This window comes from Haloarcula sp. H-hyl6 (assembly GCF_056934455.1).
In genome coordinates this window covers 1,863,839-1,882,520 of sequence record NZ_JBRIIK010000001.1, presented here as the reverse complement: position 1 = coordinate 1,882,520, position 18,682 = coordinate 1,863,839, and the positions used below count along the sequence as shown (strand labels likewise).

At 68.5% G+C, this 18,682-nt stretch carries 19 protein-coding genes; 15 read left to right on the top strand and 4 right to left on the bottom strand.

Annotated features, from left to right (window positions below):
• The first annotated feature begins 55 nt into the window (after nucleotides 1-55).
• On the top strand, nucleotides 56-709 hold the full coding sequence (locus Hhyl6_RS09905; protein WP_483739033.1) for an HAD family hydrolase: 654 nt from the start codon (nucleotides 56-58) through the stop codon (nucleotides 707-709).
• Nucleotides 710-770: 61 nt separating this feature from the next.
• Here the strand turns inward: Hhyl6_RS09905 and Hhyl6_RS09900 are convergent, their stop codons facing one another.
• Complete coding sequence (locus tag Hhyl6_RS09900) at nucleotides 771-1,019, bottom strand: DUF8028 family protein (RefSeq protein WP_483739032.1); 249 nt, start codon at nucleotides 1,017-1,019, stop codon at nucleotides 771-773.
• A 208-nt stretch (nucleotides 1,020-1,227) separates the two neighbouring features.
• The gene (locus tag Hhyl6_RS09895; RefSeq protein ID WP_483739699.1) at nucleotides 1,228-3,597 is read right to left on the bottom strand and encodes a DEAD/DEAH box helicase; all 2,370 of its coding nucleotides are present in this window, start codon (nucleotides 3,595-3,597) and stop codon (nucleotides 1,228-1,230) included.
• 200 nt (nucleotides 3,598-3,797) lie between these two features.
• On the opposite strand from Hhyl6_RS09895, the gene Hhyl6_RS09890 reads away from it, so the two are divergent.
• From Hhyl6_RS09890 to Hhyl6_RS09865, 6 genes are all read left to right on the top strand, one after another.
• Entirely contained in the window at nucleotides 3,798-4,160 is a 363-nt protein-coding gene (locus Hhyl6_RS09890) for an ArsR/SmtB family transcription factor (RefSeq protein WP_483739031.1), read from the top strand.
• A gap of 241 nt (nucleotides 4,161-4,401) precedes the next feature.
• A complete protein-coding gene (locus Hhyl6_RS09885; protein ID WP_483739030.1) occupies nucleotides 4,402-4,566 on the top strand; it encodes an FmdB family zinc ribbon protein in 165 nt (54 codons plus the stop codon).
• Nucleotides 4,567-4,620: 54 nt separating this feature from the next.
• Nucleotides 4,621-5,544, top strand: coding sequence for a lipoyl synthase (gene lipA / locus Hhyl6_RS09880; protein WP_483739029.1), 924 nt, complete (start codon nucleotides 4,621-4,623; stop codon nucleotides 5,542-5,544).
• Between the two features lie 152 nt (nucleotides 5,545-5,696).
• Entirely contained in the window at nucleotides 5,697-6,803 is a 1,107-nt protein-coding gene (pdhA, locus tag Hhyl6_RS09875; protein WP_483739698.1) for a pyruvate dehydrogenase (acetyl-transferring) E1 component subunit alpha, read from the top strand.
• Nucleotides 6,800-7,783, top strand: a complete 984-nt coding sequence (locus Hhyl6_RS09870) for an alpha-ketoacid dehydrogenase subunit beta (protein ID WP_483739028.1) — start codon at nucleotides 6,800-6,802, stop codon at nucleotides 7,781-7,783. Before pdhA ends, Hhyl6_RS09870 begins: the two co-directional genes overlap by 4 nt.
• Nucleotides 7,784-7,786: 3 nt before the next feature.
• Nucleotides 7,787-9,391, top strand: a complete 1,605-nt coding sequence (locus Hhyl6_RS09865; protein ID WP_483739027.1) for a dihydrolipoamide acetyltransferase family protein — start codon at nucleotides 7,787-7,789, stop codon at nucleotides 9,389-9,391.
• On the opposite strand, the gene Hhyl6_RS09860 is transcribed toward Hhyl6_RS09865, so the two are convergent.
• On the bottom strand, nucleotides 9,392-9,721 hold the full coding sequence (locus Hhyl6_RS09860; RefSeq protein ID WP_483739026.1) for a carboxymuconolactone decarboxylase family protein: 330 nt from the start codon (nucleotides 9,719-9,721) through the stop codon (nucleotides 9,392-9,394).
• Between the two features lie 129 nt (nucleotides 9,722-9,850).
• Here Hhyl6_RS09860 and lpdA point away from each other — a divergent pair, with 129 nt between their 5' ends.
• The 8 genes from lpdA (at nucleotide 9,851) to Hhyl6_RS09820 (ending at nucleotide 15,841) form a co-directional block, all read left to right on the top strand.
• The gene (gene lpdA / locus Hhyl6_RS09855) at nucleotides 9,851-11,269 is read left to right on the top strand and encodes a dihydrolipoyl dehydrogenase (RefSeq protein WP_483739025.1); all 1,419 of its coding nucleotides are present in this window, start codon (nucleotides 9,851-9,853) and stop codon (nucleotides 11,267-11,269) included.
• Nucleotides 11,270-11,369: 100 nt separating this feature from the next.
• On the top strand, nucleotides 11,370-12,005 hold the full coding sequence (locus Hhyl6_RS09850) for a hypothetical protein (RefSeq protein ID WP_483739024.1): 636 nt from the start codon (nucleotides 11,370-11,372) through the stop codon (nucleotides 12,003-12,005).
• Between the two features lie 44 nt (nucleotides 12,006-12,049).
• Nucleotides 12,050-12,889, top strand: a complete 840-nt coding sequence (locus tag Hhyl6_RS09845; RefSeq protein WP_483739023.1) for an aldo/keto reductase — start codon at nucleotides 12,050-12,052, stop codon at nucleotides 12,887-12,889.
• A gap of 58 nt (nucleotides 12,890-12,947) precedes the next feature.
• On the top strand, nucleotides 12,948-13,439 hold the full coding sequence (locus Hhyl6_RS09840) for a hypothetical protein (RefSeq protein WP_483739022.1): 492 nt from the start codon (nucleotides 12,948-12,950) through the stop codon (nucleotides 13,437-13,439).
• 20 nt (nucleotides 13,440-13,459) lie between these two features.
• On the top strand, nucleotides 13,460-14,275 hold the full coding sequence (gene pheA, locus Hhyl6_RS09835) for a prephenate dehydratase (protein WP_483739697.1): 816 nt from the start codon (nucleotides 13,460-13,462) through the stop codon (nucleotides 14,273-14,275).
• A gap of 107 nt (nucleotides 14,276-14,382) precedes the next feature.
• A complete protein-coding gene (locus Hhyl6_RS09830; protein ID WP_483739021.1) occupies nucleotides 14,383-14,835 on the top strand; it encodes a DUF5518 domain-containing protein in 453 nt (150 codons plus the stop codon).
• 138 nt (nucleotides 14,836-14,973) lie between these two features.
• A complete protein-coding gene (locus tag Hhyl6_RS09825; protein WP_483739020.1) occupies nucleotides 14,974-15,381 on the top strand; it encodes an Hsp20/alpha crystallin family protein in 408 nt (135 codons plus the stop codon).
• A gap of 1 nt (nucleotide 15,382) precedes the next feature.
• Nucleotides 15,383-15,841, top strand: coding sequence for a peroxiredoxin (locus tag Hhyl6_RS09820; protein WP_483739019.1), 459 nt, complete (start codon nucleotides 15,383-15,385; stop codon nucleotides 15,839-15,841).
• Nucleotides 15,842-15,858: 17 nt separating this feature from the next.
• Here the strand turns inward: Hhyl6_RS09820 and leuS are convergent, their stop codons facing one another.
• On the bottom strand, nucleotides 15,859-18,573 hold the full coding sequence (gene leuS / locus Hhyl6_RS09815; protein ID WP_483739018.1) for a leucine--tRNA ligase: 2,715 nt from the start codon (nucleotides 18,571-18,573) through the stop codon (nucleotides 15,859-15,861).
• Between the last annotated feature and the right edge of the window lie 109 nt (nucleotides 18,574-18,682).

The window sequence follows — 18,682 nt, the reverse complement described above, 5'->3', positions numbered from 1 at the left end:
GTACTTGAACTCTCGCCCACAACACGCAAAACCCTCGGGCGATTGAGGGAGGACAATGAGTGCCGCACCGACCGCCATCTGTTTCGACATGGACGGCGTCCTCGTCCAGTCCGAGGACCACTGGGTGAGCATCCAGCGCGACCACATCCTCCCGACCGTCGCACCCGACGACGACATCCCGCTGTCGGCCATCACCGGCCGCGACTACAGCGAGGTCTACCCCGAAATCGCCGCCGAATACGACGTCGCCGTCTCCCGCGAGGAGTACGAACGCCTCTTCGAGGAGGCCGGCGAGCGGATATACCGCGAGCGCGCGACGTTCCTCGACGGCGCCCACCAGTTGCTCGACGACCTCCGGTCCGCGGGCGTCTCCCTCGCGCTCACCACCTCCGCGCCGTGGGACTGGATAGAGGCCATCGACGAGCGGTTCGGTCTGCTCCCGCACTTCGACGCGGCGGTCAGTGCACAGGACCTCGACGGCCCGGGCAAGCCCGCCCCGGACATCTACGAGCGCGGTGCGGCCGAACTGGACGTGCCGCCAGACGCCTGTTGGGCCGTCGAGGACTCCACCGCGGGCGCGCGGGCAGCGGTGGCTGCCGGCATGACGACGGTCGGGTTCCGCGGCGACGGCGACGAGACGGACCTCTCGATGGTCCACCATCTGGCCGACGACGCCGCCGACCTGCGGGCGCTGCTGCTCTCGGAGTGACGCGGCGAAAGGGGGAGAACGCGGAGGCCGCAGGGGATGCGGTGGAACGTGTGGGGTCGAGTCAGGCGTCGGCGCGGTAGCCGCGGCCCAGCACGAGGCCGACGGCGTTCGCGACGAAGACGGCCGTGAGGAGGACGAGGAGGGTCTGTCCGTCGAGTCCGCTCAGCAGGAGCGGCGGATACGCGAGCGGTGCCAGAACTGCGGTCCAGAACCCGATGAACTGAATTGGGCGGACAGCGAGCGATTGGAAGTCGAGGCTCCTGCCGGAGAGGGCGTCGGTGGGGGACTGGAAGGGCGATGCACTGGACATTTGATTCCTCCTCACATCGATACACGACCCATACCCCAATATAAACAGCAGACGCTTCCGGTGAATTCGGGAGATTACACGCGGCTTGCCCGATTTCACCACGTTTCAGCGTCCTTTTACCGAACCTTCGAGACGCTTCCAGAGAGCGTTATAAATTTTACAAACGCTTCTCAGCTCGTCTCGTTCGCCCCGAGAGCACACCGGATACTCACCGGATGTCCACCGTTCGAGACGAGGTAATCAGGGGGAGCGGCCGGTCGGGGAACGCTACCTCGACGGTGAACTCCAGTTCGTCCGCGTCGGCCCCGAAGACGGCCACCGGAAGCGTCGTCTGCCCGAGGTAGGCCGGTTTCGCCGTCATCTCGCGGCCGTTGACCGTCACGCGAAGGCCTGCGCGGGCACCGCCGGCGTTGTTGGCGACGGTCACCTCGCACATCTCGTGGTCGCCGGGCGCGACGGTTTCGGGGAACTCGCCCCAGTCGACGACGACCACCGGGAGGTCGCGCGCGTTCGAGGCGACCTGTTCGGCGACGCCCTCGGAGAGGCCGGCAGAGACGAGGCCCGAGGCGCCCTCGCGGACGAGGTCCGCGGGCGTCGAGAACCCCGCCGCGGCGAGTTTCTTCGCCCGTCCCGACCCGACGCCGTCGACGGCGGTCAGCCCCACCGCATCGGCGCTGATGCCGTGTTCGACGCGGGCCTCGACCCGGCAGGCGAGGTTGGCGAACCGGGCGGGCGCGAGGTTGTCGAGGAACTCCCGCAGGGCCGCCAGCAGACGGAGCGCGTTCTGGCGGATGACCCACGCGTCGCTCTTGAGTTCGGTGGGCGTCGTCCCCGTCATCCCGGAGCGGAGGATGGCAAGCACCTTTCGCTGGCCGGCGTCGAGGTGGTCGGGCGCGCCGTCGCCGACGACGGCGTGGACCGCGTCCTGTTCGTCCGACCGGGCGCTGACGCTGTCGAACTCGGTCGCGCCCGCGACGGTCGTCAAGAGGTCCTCGACGTCGATGGCGTCGGCGTCGCCGTCCTCGGCCGCGGCCGCACAGCGCTCCGCGAGGTCGGCGAACCGACGGGCAGTGTCCAGTCGGAGGTAGAACTTCGAGGCCAGTTGGCCGAGTCGCGTCGACTCGACCCGGAGGCCGTCCTGTTCGACGAAGCCGTCGGCGACCAGTTCCGAGAGCGTGGTGCTCACCCGTTCCCGGAGGTCGCTGCCCGCGTCGTAGGCGTCGGGGGCCGACTGCGCGCGGGCGTAATAGAATGTGGTCCCTAACCAGTCCATCACGTCGTCGACGTCCCGGATGGTACCCAGCGCGATTTCGGCGTTGAGGTGGGCGTCCAGTTCCGCGGCCAGACGGGACTCTATCTCCTTGCCGTCCCGCAGGAGGCGGCGGTACTTGTCGGCGTCCGAGCGGTCACAGACCACCCACGCGTACCCCATGTCGTCGTAGCCCGGCCGGCCCGCCCGGCCGAGCATCTGGAGGACGTCGAGCGGACTCATATCCACCTCGCCCTCCAGCGGGTCGTGGAGTTTGGTGTCGCGGATGACGACACACCGGGCGGGGAGGTTCACGCCCCACGCGAGCGTCGACGTCGAGAACAGGAGCTGTATCTTCCCCTCCTTGAACCACTGCTCGACGCGGTTCTTGTCCTCGCGGGCGAGGCCGGCGTGGTGGAAGCCGACGCCGTCCAGCACCGACTGTCGGAGCGTGTCGTTCTGGAGGTCGGCGGCGTCGGTGTGGAAGTCGTAGTCCCCGCGCGCGCCCATTGGGATGTCTCGCTCGGTGAGTTCGTCGCGGGCCTTCTTCGCGGCCTGCACGGTGTCCTGCCGCGAGGAGACGAAGACGAGGCACTGCCCCTCGTCGCGGATGTACGGTTCGGCCAAATCGAGCGCGCGGTAGAGCCGCCGGTACTTGTCGGCGAAGGCGTTCTCGCCGTGGGAGTAGGTCTTCACGTCGGCGTTCAGCGGCACCGGCCGGTAGTCGTCGCCGAAGGCGAAGGTCGTCTCCTCGGGAGCGTCCAGCCAGTCGGCCACGTCGTCGATGTTGGGCATCGTCGCCGACAGCGCGACCACGCGCGGTTCACAGAGCCGCCGGAGTCGGGAGACGGTGACTTCCAGCACCGCCCCGCGTCGCTCCGAGTCGAGCAGGTGGACCTCGTCGATGACGCAACAGTCCACGTCCGTGATGAACGAGTAACGGGCCGTGTCGTGCTTTCGAGTCGCCGAATCGGCCTTCTCCGGCGTCATCACGAGGATGTCGGCGCGTTCGGCCCGGCGGGGGGAGAGGTCCCGTTCGCCGGTGACGACGTACACCGAGTAGCCCATCTCCTCGAAGCGCTCCCACTCGCTCTCTTTCTCGTTGGTGAGCGCGCGGAGCGGGGCCAGAAAGAGGGCGGTCCCGCCCTCGGCCAGCGTCTTGCAGATGGCCAGTTCCGCGAGCGCCGTCTTCCCGCTGGCGGTCGGCGCGCTGACGACGACGTTGTCCTCGCGGTTCAGCAGGGCGGGCAGGGCCGCCGACTGCATCTCGTTGAACCGCTCGAAGGGGAACGCGTCCGCGAAGTCGGGCAGCACCTCCTCGACCGCCACCGTCGGCTCACTCTCTGCTCGGCGTGACACGTCACAGAGGCGGGTCCGCGACGGCAAAGGCGTTTCCATGGCGGCGGCCGCGGCGTCCGAAGCGACTCCGCCGACGAGCGAGGGTGGCGCTACCGGCGACGCGACCGTCGGGCCTCGAGATGTCGGTCGGCGACACCGGCTTTATATATCTGGCTCCGTGGACAGTGGCTGTGAGCAAGGACTGGGACCCCGAGACGATTTTCGACGTCCTCGGGAGCGACGAAGTGCGGCGGATTCTGGCGGTGGCCAACGTCGACCCCGTGTCGGTGCCGGACCTCGCCGAGGGGCTGGACGCCTCCGAACCGACGGTGTACCGTCGGGTGAACGTCTGTCAGGAGTACGACCTGCTCCGGGAAGACAGCCGCGTCGACGTCGACGGGAACCACTACAAGGTGTACGAGACCACGCTGGAGCGGGTCTGCTTCGAACTGGACGGCGGCGGCTTCGAGGTCGACCTCCAACTCCGGCGAGAGACGGTGGACCAGCTAGAGGACGTGCCACACGACCCGGACGACGCCGACCAGAGCGAGTGAGCGCAGGCGCTCCGTCGGGATTCGTCGGACGGGTGCCGCCGCCGTCGGTGAGGCCTCTCGCGGGGCTTCGTGGTCTGAAACGGCCGCCGCCGCCGGCGACTGCGGCGCTCGGTCGGGTCAGAGCCGGGATTTCCCCCCGGAGCACCTTCGAGCGTCGGCCGGCCGAAATCGCGACTTTCGCGGGCTGAAGCGCCGGATGGGGTTATAACAGCCTCGCTCGGCTATACGTCGACCGGATACTATGTCCGTGCTCCAAACCGTCAAGCAGAAGGTGGGAATCGCCGACGAGAAACCGTCTTACGAGTGCGAAGAGTGTGGCAACGAGTTCCAGTCGGACGCCGACCCCGGGTCGTACTGGTTCCAGTGCCCGGAGTGTGGCGGCGAAGAACTGACGAGTCTGGAGTGACGACGCCCCCGCAGAGCGCAACCTCTTTTGAGCGGAGTCCCCAACAGTCGGACAATGAGTCGTGCGCGCAAGCCCGACTGGCTGAAGATGCGGCCACCGTCGGGCGAGCGGTTCACCGACATCAAACAGAGCCTGCGCGACCGGAACCTCAACACGGTCTGTGAGGAGGCCAACTGCCCGAACCTCGGGGAGTGCTGGAGCGGTCGGGACGGCCCGGGGACGGCGACGTTCATGCTCATGGGCGACCGCTGTTCGCGGGGCTGTAACTTCTGTGACGTCGAGACCGGCGGCATGGACCCGTTGGACCCCGACGAACCCGAACAGGTGGCCGACGCCGTCGCCGACATCGGACTCGACTACGTCGTCCTCACCTCCGTCGACCGCGACGACCTGCCCGACCAAGGCGCGGGCCACTTCGCCGAGACGATTCGGGAGATAAAGCGGCGCGACTCGGACGTCCTCGTCGAGTGCCTGATTCCGGACTTCCGCGGCGAGGAGCGACTCGTCCGACAGATTGTCGACGCCGAACCGGACGTGCTGGCCCACAACGTCGAGACGGTCGACCGCCTCCAGTGGCCGGTCCGCGACCGGCGGGCGGGCTACGAGCAGTCGCTGTCGGTCCTGCGGCAGGCCGACCGCGAGGGCGACGTCTACACCAAGACCAGCCTCATGCTCGGCGTCGGCGAGTACGCCCACGAGGTGTACCAGACGCTCTCGGATTTGCGGCAGGTCGGCGTCGACGTGGTGACGCTGGGTCAGTACCTCCAGCCCTCCCGGTCCCATCTGGAGGTCTCGGAGTACGTCCACCCCGACGCCTTCGAGACGTGGCGGCGGGTCGCCGAGGAGGAACTTGGCTTCCTCTACTGCGCCTCGGGGCCGATGGTCCGGTCGTCCTATCGGGCCGGCGAACTGTTCGTCGAGGCGGTCCGGCGCGGCGAGGACGTGGCCGACGCCCGCGAGCGAGCGCGGAGCGCCTGACCGTCGGCGGGACCGGTGTGCGGCCGACCGCTTCGTACCTTCGTGTGAGATACACTCGAGTTATCTCTGTGTCGTCAGTATAACGCCACACAAACGCTAAACCAGTTGCCAGACAAGGATTACCACATGTCACGCCACGGCAGGTGGTCTCTCTGAGCGTCCTCCAGCGCGACCCCACGGACAGAGTACAGGTACTCGACGAGGACGGGCAGGTGGTCGACGGTGCGACGGTACCCGACCTGTCCGACGACGAACTCGTCGAGATGTACCGCAACGTGAAACTGGGGCGGCACTTCGACCAGCGAGCGGTGAGTCTCCAGCGGCAGGGTCGGATGGGGACGTATCCGCCGATGGCCGGACAGGAGGCCTCACAGGTCGGGAGCGCCATGGCGCTGTCCGACGGCGACTGGACGTTCCCCAGTTACCGCGAACACCTCGCCCTGTACGTCCGGGGCTGGGACCTCGCCGAGGACTTGCTGTACTGGATGGGCAACGAACGCGGGAACGAACCGCCCGAGGACGTGCAGGTGTTCTCGCTGGCAGTCCCAATCGCCACCCAGATACCCCACGGGACGGGGGCGGCGTGGGCCTCGAAACTCAAGGGCGAACAGAAGGTGTTCCTCACGTACTTCGGGGACGGCGCCACCAGCGAGGGCGACTTCCACGAAGGGCTGAACTTCGCCGGCGTGTTCGACGTGCCCGCGGTGTTCTTCTGCAACAACAACCAGTGGGCCATCTCGGTGCCCCGAGAGCGCCAGACGGCCAGCGAGACGCTGGCCCAGAAGGCGAACGCCTACGGGTTCGACGGCGTGCAGGTCGACGGGATGGACCCCCTCGCCGTCTATCAGGTCACCGCCGAGGCCGCCGCCAAGGCCCGGAACCCCGGCGAGGACGAGCGACGGCCGACGATGATAGAGTCCGTCCAGTACCGCTTCGGCGCCCACACCACCGCCGACGACCCCTCGGTGTACCGCGACGACGAGGAGGTCGAACGCTGGAAGCAGAAAGACCCCATTCCCCGCATGGAGACGTTCCTCCGCGACCGGGGACTGCTTGACGACGAACGGGTCGCGGCCATCGACGAGTCCATCAAGGAGGAGGTGGCCGACGCCATCGACGCCGCCGAGTCGACGGAGCGACCCGACCCCGAGGAGATGTTCGCGAACGTGTACGCGGAGATGCCGAAGCGACTCGAACAGCAACTCGACTACCTGCGGACGTTGCGGGAGCGACACGGCGACGAGGTGCTACTTGAATGAGCGCACAGAGTCTGACGCTGGTACAGGCGGTCCGAGACGGACTGTACGGCGAGATGGAACGGGACGAGGACGTCGTCGTCATGGGCGAGGACGTCGGCAAGAACGGCGGCGTCTTCCGGGCGACGCAGGGCCTCTACGAGGAGTTCGGCGAGGACCGGGTCGTCGACACGCCACTCGCGGAGTCGGGCATCGTCGGCACCGCCGTCGGGATGGCGGCCTACGGGATGCGGCCGGTCCCCGAGATGCAGTTCTCGGGGTTCATGTACCCCGCCTTCGACCAGATAGTGAGTCACGCCGCACGCCTGCGCACCCGAAGCAGGGGTCGGTACACCTGCCCGATGACGATTCGGGCCCCCTACGGCGGCGGCATCCGCGCCCCGGAACACCACTCCGAGTCCAAGGAGGCGTTCTACACCCACGAACCCGGCCTGAAGGTGGTCGTCCCCTCGACGCCGCGGGACACGAAGGGCCTGCTCGCCGCCTCGATTCGGGACCCCGACCCCGTCGTCTTCCTCGAACCGAAGCTCATCTACCGCTCGTTCCGCGAGGAGGTACCCGACGAGTCCTACACCGTCGAGTTGGGCGAGGCGACCGTCCGCCGGGAGGGCGAGGACGTCTCCGTGTTCACGTGGGGCGCCATGGTGCGACCGACGATGGAGGCGGCCGAGGACCTCGCCGAGGAGGGCATCGACGTGGAGGTGGTCGACCTGCGGACGCTGAAACCGATGGACACCGACGCGATACTCGACTCCTTCCAGAAGACCGGACGGGCCGCCGTCGTCCACGAGGCGCCCAAGACCGGCGGCCTCGCCGGCGAGATTATCGCCACTATCCAGGAGGAACTTCTCCTGTATCAGGAGGCTCCCGTCACGCGAATCACGGGGTTCGACGTGCCGTTCCCGCTGTACGCGCTGGAGGACTACTACCTCCCCGAACCCGCCCGCATCAAAGACGGTATCAGAGAGGCCGCGGAGTTTTAGCGCATGTTCGAGTTCGAACTCCCGGACCTCGGCGAGGGCGTCGCCGAGGGCGAGATACTGGAGTGGCACGTCGCCGTCGGCGACGCCGTCACCGAGGACCAAGTGCTGGCCGAGGTGGAGACGGACAAGGCCGCCGTGGACGTCCCCTCGCCCGTCGACGGCGTCGTCCGCGAACTGCACGCCGAGGTGGGCGACGTGGTCCAGACCGGCGAGGTCCTCGTCACCATCGAGGAGGACGGCGAGGCCGAGAGCGGGGCGGCCGAAGAGAGCGCGGCCGACGAGGCGGCCGCGAAAGGCGAGGAGACGCCCGCCACCACCGGCGACGGCGAGGCGACGACCGCTGACGGACGGGTGTTCGCCGCCCCGAGCGTCCGCCGACTCGCCCGCGAGGAGGGCGTCGACGTCGCCGCCGTCGAGGGGTCCGGCCCCGGCGGGCGGGTCACCGAGGCCGACGTCGAGGCCGCGGCGAGCGCCGCAGAGAGCGAGTCGGAGGGGCCCACCAGCGTCGTCTCGAAGGCCGACGACACGGACGACGACGGCCCGACGTCGGTCGTCTCGCGGGTCAGCGACGACGGCGAGAGCGCCGACGACGATTCGACGGCGGTCAAGTCGGCGGTTCGAAAGGTGTCGGCGGCAGAGCCGATGACCGAGCGCCGCGAGCGGACGCTGGCGACGCCGGCGACCCGCCGACTGGCGCGCGAACTCGACGTGGACGTCGACGCCGTCCCGACCGACGAGACCCGCGACGGCGAACCGTACGTCGACGCGGCGGCCGTCCGGGCGTTCGCCGAGGCGGAACCGGCCGAGGTCACCGACGAGGACGTGCGCGAGGTGACCGAGGAAGTCGTCTCCGAGATGCAGTCGCTCGCCGACGAAGCGGGCGAAGAGCCGACGCCGGTGGAAACGGCCGAAGGTGACCGCCGGGAACCGTACCGCGGCGTCCGGCGGGCCATCGGCGAGCAGATGACTCGCTCCCGCCGAGAGGTGCCCCACGCGACCCACCACGACAAAGTGGCCGTCCCCGGCCTCGTGGAGGCCCGCGAGCGCCTGCAACCGCTCGCCGAGGACCGGGGCGTCCGCCTCACCTACACGCCGTTCCTGCTGAAGTGTGTCGCCGCCGCGCTGGACGAACACCCCATCCTCGCCAGCCAGCTGGACGCCGAGAACGAGGAAATCGTCTACAAGAGCGACCGGAACGTCGGCGTGGCGGCCGCCACCGACCACGGCCTCGTGGTTCCGGTGGTCGACGACGTGGACCGGAAGGGCCTGCTGGAACTGGCCACCGAGGTCAACGACCTCGTCGACCGGGCGCGGAGCCGCGACATCGACCGCGAGGAGATGCAGGGCGGGACGTTCACGGTGACGAACTTCGGGGCTATCGGCGGCGAGTACGCCGACCCGGTCATCAATGTCCCCGAGACGGCGATTCTGGGCGTCGGAGCGCTGAAAGAGCGGCCGGTGGCAGAGGACGGCGAGGTGGTGGCAAAGCCCACGCTCACGCTCTCGCTGGCCATCGACCACCGGGTCATCGACGGCGCCGACGCCGCCCGGTTCGTCAACACCCTGAAGGAGTACCTCGCGGACCCGACGCGCCTGCTACTGGAGTAGTCACTCCGTCAGGTCGTCTATCCAGCTTCTGGCCGCCATCGCCTTCGGGAAGCCGATGGTCGGGACCGAGAGCGTTGCGACGTGCTGGAGCTGCTCGGCGGTCAGGCCCTCGTCCAGTCCGCGCCGGACGTGCGAGTGGACCGCGCCCTCGGACTGTGCGCCCACCGCCAGCGCGAGTTTCACGAGGCGCTTCGTCTCGTCGTCGAGCGGCCCCGCCTCCGAGCAGGCCTCGCCGAGGTCGCTGTAGGCCGCCCAGACGTCGGGGTGTTCGTTGGCGAACCGACCGGGCGTCGCGGGCAGTTCCTCCGTCTCGCTGATTTGGTCTGCCATACTGAACTGTTGGACGGCCGTCGTAACATAGCTTGGCCCTGAGTAGCACGGGTCACAACGGCCGCTCGCCGTGGGACCCGCGGCCGCCGAGGGCACGTAGTTTTTCACCCGGCCGGTCGACTGGCCGCTATGGTCGTAGGAGACGTCACCACGGGCACGGAACTGCTGGTCATCGGCGGCGGGCCGGGCGGCTACGTCGCCGCCATCCGCGGCGCACAACTGGGACTGGACACGACGCTGGTCGAGAAGGACGCCTACGGCGGGACCTGTCTGAACCACGGCTGTATCCCCTCGAAGGCGCTCATCTCGGCGGCGGACGTGGCCCACGACGCCAAGCACGCCGAGGACATGGGCGTCTTCGCCGACCCCGCCGTCGACATGGCGGGGATGACCGAGTGGAAAGACGGCGTCGTCACCCGCCTGACGAAGGGCGTCGAGTCGCTCTGTAAGAGCGCGGGCGTCAACCTCGTCTCGGGCATCGCCGAGTTCGCCGACGAGGAGACGGTCCGGGTCGCCCACGGCGGCGAGGGACAGGGGTCGGAGTCCATCGCCTTCGAACACGCCGTCGTCGCCACCGGAAGCCGACCCATCCAGGTACCGGGCTTCGAGTTCGACAGCGAGTACATCCTCTCCTCGCGTGACGCGCTCGCACTGGAGTCGGTGCCCGACGACTTGCTCGTGGTCGGCGCGGGCTACATCGGGATGGAACTCTCGACGGTGTTCGCCAAACTGGGCGCGGACGTCACCGTGGTCGAGATGCTGGACGACGTCCTCCCCGGCTACGAGTCCGACGTGGCCGACATCGTCCGGGACCGGGCCGAGTCGCTGGGCATCGACTTCGCCTTCGGCGAGGCCGCCCGCGACTGGGAGGCGACCGACGACGGCATCCGGGTGCGGACGACGGATGCCGACGACGACGTCGAGGAGTACAACACCCAGCAGTGTCTGGTCGCCGTCGGCCGGGAACCCGTCACCGACACGCTGGGGCTGGACGCAATCGACCTCGCGCCGAACGAGGACGGCTTCCTCGCGACCGACGACCAAGCGCGCACGGACGTCGAGCACATCTTCGCCGTCGGCGACGTGGCCGGCGAACCGATGCTCGCTCACAAGGGGATGGCCGAGGGCGAGGTGGCCGCCGAAGTCGCCGCCGGCGAACCCGCCGCGCTGGACCAGCAGGCGATTCCCGCCGCCGTCTTCACCGACCCCGAAATCGGCACCGTCGGCATGACCGAGGCCGAGGCCGACGACGCCGGGTTCGACCCCGTCGTCGGCGAGATGCCGCTACGCGCGAACGGACGGGCGCTCTCGCTGGACGAGAAGGAGGGGTTCGTCCGCATCGTCGCCGACGCCGACACCGAGTTCCTGTTGGGCGCGCAAATCGTCGGTCCGGAGGCCTCCGAACTGATAGCCGAGGTCGGCCTGGGCATCGAGATGGGCGCTCGCCTCGAAGACGTCGCCCGCACCGTCCACACCCACCCGACGCTCTCCGAGGCCGTCCACGAGGCCGCGAAAGCCGCCCGCGGCGAAGCGATTCACACCCGCTAACGGCGCTCACCGGCCTGTCGAGCGACCGGTAGCCGCCGTCCCAAAAGGGTTATGTTGCCGCTTCTGAAATCACCGACAGACGCAGAACCGGCAAGATACAATGGCTACCGACACCGAGTCCGACGACCACATCGCCGACGCGATTCTCTCCGGCAGTACGTACGAGCGCGTCCGGTACGAGCGCCACTCCTACTTCCGACAGACCGTCCCGCGGACGCTCGCGCTCCAGAGCGCCTTTCTGGGACTGCTCGCGATACTGCTCCCGATGTACGGCCTCTTCCCCGACAGCGTCGGCCCCTTCCTCCCGGCGGCCGACCCCGAAGTCGCCTCGCCGAAGGTGCTACTGCTCGGCGTGTTCGGCGGTGCGCTGGAGGTGCTGGGCGCCGTCTTGCTCGTCGGCGCGGCGGCCTACCGCGTTCGTCGGGCACCCCTCTCGGAGGCCCAAGCCCACGCCGCCCTCGACGTGGAGGACTTCGCTCGGTACGTGGGTCTGGGTACCGGCGGCCTCGCTATCCTCCTCACCGTCTCCCTGTTCGCGGTGGGGTTGGGCGGCGAGAGCGCCGTCGAGTCGTACGTCGCGACGGCGGGGGCCAACCCCTTCGCGGCCTCCGGGTTCGGCCTCTCGGTCGGCACCGTCTCGCTCGCCGGGTTCGCCGCCAGCGTCCTCGTCTTCTACGCCGGGAGCTACTTCGCCGTCCGCATCGCGCTGGAGCGACTCCGACAGCGCGGCGACTGAGACCACCCGACCCCCTTTCAGGGTGGCCCGCCAACGACCGGTCGATGGTCGAGAACCAGAGCGACACGTTCGACGTCGGCGGCGACCTCACAGTACATCGACTCGGCTTCGGCGCGATGCGCATCACCGGCGAGGGCATCATCGGAGAACCCGACGACGTGGAGAACGCCCGCGCCGTCCTGAAACGCGCGGTCGAACTCGGCGTCGACTTCATCGACACCGCCGACTCGTACGGCCCCGGCGTCTCCGAGCGCCTCGTCGGCGAGACGCTCGACACCGAGCGCGAGGACCTGATTATCGGGACGAAGGGCGGCCTCCTCCGGAACACCGACGCGGACTGGCTACCACACGGCGACCCGGACTACCTCCGGAACGCCCTGCTGTGCTCGCGTGACCGACTGCGGATGGACCCCATCGACCTCTACCAGTACCACCGTCCTGACCCCGACACGCCCTTCGAGGACGCGGTCCACGCGCTCGCCGAGATGAAAGACGAGGGACTCCTCCGCCACGTCGGCCTCTCGAACGTCAGCGTCGAGCAACTGGACGCCGCCCGCGACGTCGTCGAGATAGCGACGGTCCAGAACCAGTACAACGTCGCCAACCGCGACGACGAGAACGTCCTCGAAGCCTGCGAGGACTACGGCATCGGCTTCATCCCCTGGTTCCCGCTGGCCGCGGGCGAACTGGACGACGTCGACGGCATCGACGAGGTAGCCGAGCGCCACGACGCCACCGCCCACCAGATTGCGCTCGCGTGGTTGCTCCAGCACTCGGACGTGACCCTCCCGATTCCGGGTACCTCCAGCGTCGACCACCTGGAGCAGAACGTCGCCGCCAGCGCCATCGACCTCTCCGAGGACGAACTGGCACGGCTCTCCTGAGCCACGCTGGACCACCACAAGAGGTTTGCTCGGATGCTGTGGAGGCTAGCGTGAGCCCATGCTCCGCCAGTTCCACCGCGCGAAGCCCCTCCAAGCCGCCAAGCTCTCGGCTATCGTTCTGACGCTTCTGTACTCGGTCGGGGTTTACCTCCGTATTGTCCCCAGCGAGCGTATCACGACCCTCTTTCTCGTCCCGATGCTGGCGCTCGCGCTCGCCCTGACCGTCACCGGCGAAGCGCTGTACGCGGCCTATCGGGTCGCGCGGACCGACGGTCACGTGGTCGAGGCGCTCACCGCACAACCGGCCTACGCGTTCGTCCGCGCCGTCGAACTCGGCACGGCCGTCCTCGCAGTCGCCGCGGTGGCCGTCGTCCTCGCCAGTATCCCCCCCGGACCCATGGCTGGGCCGGGTGCCGTCGGGCTATTCCTGCTGCTGGTCGGCCTCGGTATGCTCGTCCTGCTGGCCGGTCTGCTCCGGACGCTGGCCGAACTCTACCGCCACCGCGACGGCGCTCGTCCCGACGAGCGACGACCGGGGTCCTTTTCATGACGAGCGAACTACCCGACGGTATGACGACCATCACGCTGGGGCCCGCCGGGACCTACTCCCACCGGGCCGCGAAAGCGGTCGAGGACGGCGACATCGAGTTCGCCGAGTCGATGACCGCCATCGTCGAGGCCGTCGCCGAGGGCGCGGCCGACCGGGGCGTCGTCCCCGTCGAGAACAGCATCGAGGGGTCGGTGACGGAGTCGCTGGACGCCTTCTCGGAGTACGACGTGGCCGTCGTCAAGGAGATAATCACGCCCATCCGTCACGCCCTGCTGGCGCAGGGCGAGGAGTTCGACCTCGTCGCCAGCCACGCACAGGCGCTGGCCCAGTGCCGGGGCTGGCTCGACGAACACTACCCCGACGTCGAGGTGGAGGCCGTCGCCTCGACCGCTCGCGGCGTCGAACGCGCCCGCGAGGACCCGAGCGTCGCCGCCATCGGCCACCCGGAGAACGCCACCAACGGCACCGAACTGGAGTTGCTGGCCGAGGACATCCAGGACCAGTCCTCGAACGCCACCCGGTTCGTCGCCGTCGCGCCCGAGAGCGAGCGGAGCGAAGCGGGAAGCAAGACGTCGTTCATCGTCTACCCGAACGCCGACTACCCCGGTCTGCTGCTGGAGCTGCTGGAGGCCTTCGCCGACCGCGACATCAACCTCACCCGCATCGAGTCCCGCCCCAGCGGCGAGCGCCTGGGCGACTACGTCTTCCACATCGACGCGGCCGCCGGCCTCTACGAGGAGCGCACGCAGGACGCTCTCGAAGACATCGAAGCTCTGGCCGAGAACGGGTGGGTCCGCCACCTCGGCTCCTACGACAGCGTGACCGTCCTGAACTGACGGCGGTTCGCTTTCTCGGCGCGCTTTGGGCCGCGCGTCCCGCGACCCTCCCCGCTCGCGGCGCATCCGGTCAAAAAGTATATGCTTCTCCGACGTACGGCCCACCTATGCGCCTCCGTCACACAGTCGACCAGTACGTCGGGCGCCCGTGGTGGGTCCCGGCGCTCGGAGCGGCCGCCACCGTCGTCTACGTCCTCGTGGCGTTCTATCTCGGCGGGTACGAACACGTGGGGCGTCCCTCCTTCCACGTCGGCGGGGTCGTCGGCGGATTCGTCGCCGGATTCGCCCTCGGGACGAACGTGTACGACGGCATGGTCGCCGGCCTGAGAGCCGGGGCCTTCGCCGTCGTGACGCTCGCGGTGCTGTCAGTCGCCACGTTTCTGCTGCTCTGGCAGGCCGCATCGGGACACCTGTTCCTCTACTGGGCGTCGTTCTACGGCGTCGTCGGGGTCGTCGTCTTCGTCCCGATGTACGCGTTCACGGGACTGCTCGGCGGCGTCGCCGGCGTCCTCGCTCGGCGGGTGGTCCTGCCCGACCACATGAACCCTCGCCCGTACTGACGCGGCGGTTCGAGCGCGAGCGAGACGGAACGGCAGGCGACGGCGATGGGGTGGCACCCACCGGCCACCGCTCGCATCGTCCCACCTGCACGGACATTCCGTTTTAGAGTTAAGTCCGTCAGGGTCGTACCCCCACCCATGAGCGACCGTGACCCACTCGCGGAGTTAGAGCGCGCGTTCGACACGCTGAGCGAGCAGTTCGGGGTGGACCTCGACACCGTCCCGACGGACGTCGTCGACGCCGGCGACTCGTTCGTCGTCCGCGCCGACCTCCCCGGATTCGACAGCGAGGAGATAGACGTCCAGTTGGTCGAGGAGCGGAAACTCACTATCAGCGCCGACCACAGCGAGTCCACAGAGACCACCGAGGGCCACTACGTCCAGCGGGAGCGCCGCCGCCAGTCCGCCAGTCGGACGATTCGACTCCCGGAGGCCGTCGACGAAGACGGGACCAGCGCCACCTACGACGACGGCGTCCTCACGGTCACACTCCCGAAGGTCGCCGTCGACGAGGACGACGAGGGCACGGACATCCCGGTGAACTGAGATGGTCCTCGAACCGGGAACCGCCGTGCCGGACGTCGTGGCCGAGAACCAACACGGCGACCGTGTGCGCCCGGACTTCGCGGCGCCGACGGTCGTCTACTTCTACCCGAAAGACGACACGCCGGGGTGTACCACCGAAGCCAAACAGTTCGACGACCGCCACGAACAGTACGCCGGCGCGGGCGTCGACGTCTACGGCGTCTCCACCGACGACGTGGACAGTCACTGCGAGTTCGCCGAGGCCCACGACCTCGGGTTCGACCTCTTGGCCGACCCGCGAGGGAAGATAGCGGCGGCGTTCGACGTCGACCTCGTCGACGGTCGAACCCGCCGGACGACGTTCGTCGTCGCGCAGAATCGGGTCGTCGGCGTCTACGAGGGCGTCCGCCCGGACGGCCACGCGACCGACGTGTTGCGCGACCTCGGCGAGGCGGGCCTCCTCGATACCGCAGAACAGTAACGCCGCGAGCGCCCGGATTACGCCTCGATGTCGATGGCGGGGCGACCGGGTTCGGCCTTCCTCGCCAGACTGTCGTCGGCGTCCTCGGCCGAGCGGACGACCACCTCGGCGTCGAACTCGCGTTCGATGAGCCACGCCGCCCGTTCGAGGGCCGCCAGTTCGTCCGCGGGCGAGAGCGTCTCGTCGTACTGGGCGCGGCCCGCGAGGTCCTTCGCGAAGTCGGCGGCGGCCTCGCCGTACTGCTGTAACTCCTCGTTCTGCATCACCGCGGGGACGACCCGGTCGGCCTCCCGGGCGACGTCCACGACCCGGTGCTTCCACTCGGGCGCGACGGCGAGCGTGATGGTCTGGGGGTCCTCGATGCCGACGGTGTCGACGATGTCCCGGACGTCCTCGCGGGTGTTCTCGACCAGACGGCGGGCGACGGCGTAGTCCTCGGGCGCCTCGGCGCTGGGCCAGTCGGCCTCGGCCATCAGGCCGTCCCGGTCGAGGCGCTCCCAAATCTCCTCGCCGACGTGGGGCGCGACGGGCGCGAGCAGTTTCGCGGCGGTGGTGATGCCCCGTTCGAGGACGTCGGCGTCCGGCGTGGTCGCGTCCTCGTAGCGACGGAGGAGCGATACCATCTCGCGCACCGCCTGCAGGGCGTGGTTGAAGCGGAACTGCTCGTACTCCTCGGTGGCGCGGGCCGCCGTGGCGTCGATTTCCCGAGCGACGTAGTCGGCGATGTCCGTGCTCGCGGTTCCACCGCTCGCGTTCGAGGCGCTCTGCGCCTCGCTCCCCTCACCGGTTTCGACCGCACCGTCCGCGTACTCCTCGGCCAGCGTGTAGACGTTCTGGAGGAAGGAGTGGGCCGACTGGACCTCCTCGGCACTCCAGGCCAGTTCCTTCTCCGGTTGGGCGGCCTCCATGATGAACAGGCGGGCGGTGTCGGCCCCGTACTCCTCGATGATGCGCTGTGGCGAGACGCCGTTGCCGCGGCTCTTGGACATCTTGTGGCCGTCCTCGCCCAGCACCATCCCCTGATTCGTCAGGTTCGAGAACGGCTCGCGGACGCCGTCGAGCATGTCGAGGTCGTTCACGACCTTCGTGAAGAACCGGGCGTACAGCAGGTGCATCACGGCGTGTTCGATGCCGCCGACGTACTGGTCGACCGGCATCCAGTCGGACGCACGCTCGGTGTCGAAGGGGGCGTCCGCGAGGTCCGGCGAGGTGTAGCGCAGGAAGTACCACGAGGAGTCGACGAACGTGTCCATCGTGTCCGTCTCGCGGGTCGCCTCGCCGCCACAGGAGGGGCACTCGACGTGCTTCCACTCTTCGGCGGCGTCCAGCGGATTGCCGGTGGTGTGGACGAACTCCGGCAGTTCCACCGGCAGGTCCCCGTCGGGGACTTCGACGTAGCCACAGTCGTCGCAGTGAATCATCGGGATGGGCGTGCCCCAGTAGCGCTGGCGGGAGATGCCCCAGTCCCGGAGGTTGTACTCGGTCCGATGCTCGCCGTCGAACACGTCGACGAACTCGTCGCGGGCGTCCTCGCTGTGGAGGCCGTCGTACTTGCCGCTGTTGACCAGCAGACCGTCCTCGGTGTAGGCCTCCTCCTGAACGTCGATGTCGTCGGCGTCCACCTCGGCCTCGGGACCGGGTTCGACGACCTGTTTGATGGGGACGTCGTGGGCCTCGGCGAACTCGTGGTCCCGGTCGTCGTGGGCCGGCACCGCGTAGAGGGCACCGGTCCCCACGTCGGTCAGGACGTAGTCGGCGACGTAGACCGGAATCTCCTCGCCGGTGGCGGGGTTGACGGCGTACTCGCCGGTGAACACGCCGGAGGTCACGTCGAGGTCGTCCTCGTCGGCCTGTTCGGCCATCTCGATGTACTCCGCCACGTCCTCGTCGTCCTCGGCGATTTCCTGTGCGACAGGGTGGCCGGGGGCCAGCGAGAAGTAGGTCGCCCCGTGGATGGTGTCCAGTCGGGTCGTGAAGATGTCCACCTCGCCGTAGCCGGGAATCTCGAAGGCGACGCTCGCACCCTCCTGTTTGCCTATCCAGTTGCGCTGCATCTCCCGGACGTTGTTGGGCCACCCGTCGAGGTCGTCGAGCGCCTCCAGCAGTTCCTCGGCGTAGTCGGTGATGGTGAAGAACCACTGGTCCATCTCGCGGTGCTCGATGGGGGTGTCACAGCGCCAGCAGAGTTCGTCCTCGCCCTCGACCTGTTCGTCGGCCAGCACCGTCTCACAGGACGGACACCAGTTCAGTTCCGCACCCTGTCGCTCGACGAGGCCTGCCTCGCGGAACCGCTTGAACAGCCACTGGTTCCACCGGTAGTACTCCGGTTCGCAGGTGGTGACCTCCCGCTCCCAGTCGTAGCCGAAGCCCATCTCGGTCAACTGCTCTTTCATCGAGTCGATGCACTTCATCGTCCAGTCGCGGGGGTTGGTGTCCCGTTCCTCGGCGGCGTTCTCGGCGGGCAGGCCGAAGGAGTCCCACCCCATCGGGTGCAGGACGTCCTCGCCGCGCATCCGCTCGAAGCGGGCGAAGGCGTCGGTGATGGTGTAGTTCCGGACGTGTCCCATGTGGAGACTACCCGAGGTGTAGGGAAACATCGCCAGCACGTACTCGGGGTCCTCGGCGTCGTCGTCGATGCGGAACACGTCGGCGTCGTCCCACGCCGCCTGCCAGCGGGGTTCGATAGCGGTGTGGTCGAACCCACGCTCGCGTTCCTCGCCAGTCGTGGTCATGATACCGTGATTTCGGACACGGACGGTGCTATACCTTTCCCTTCACGGGACCCTCGAGACGGCGCTGGAGCCATCGGGACGCCTACCTGTCCCCCGGGCGTAGCCTTAT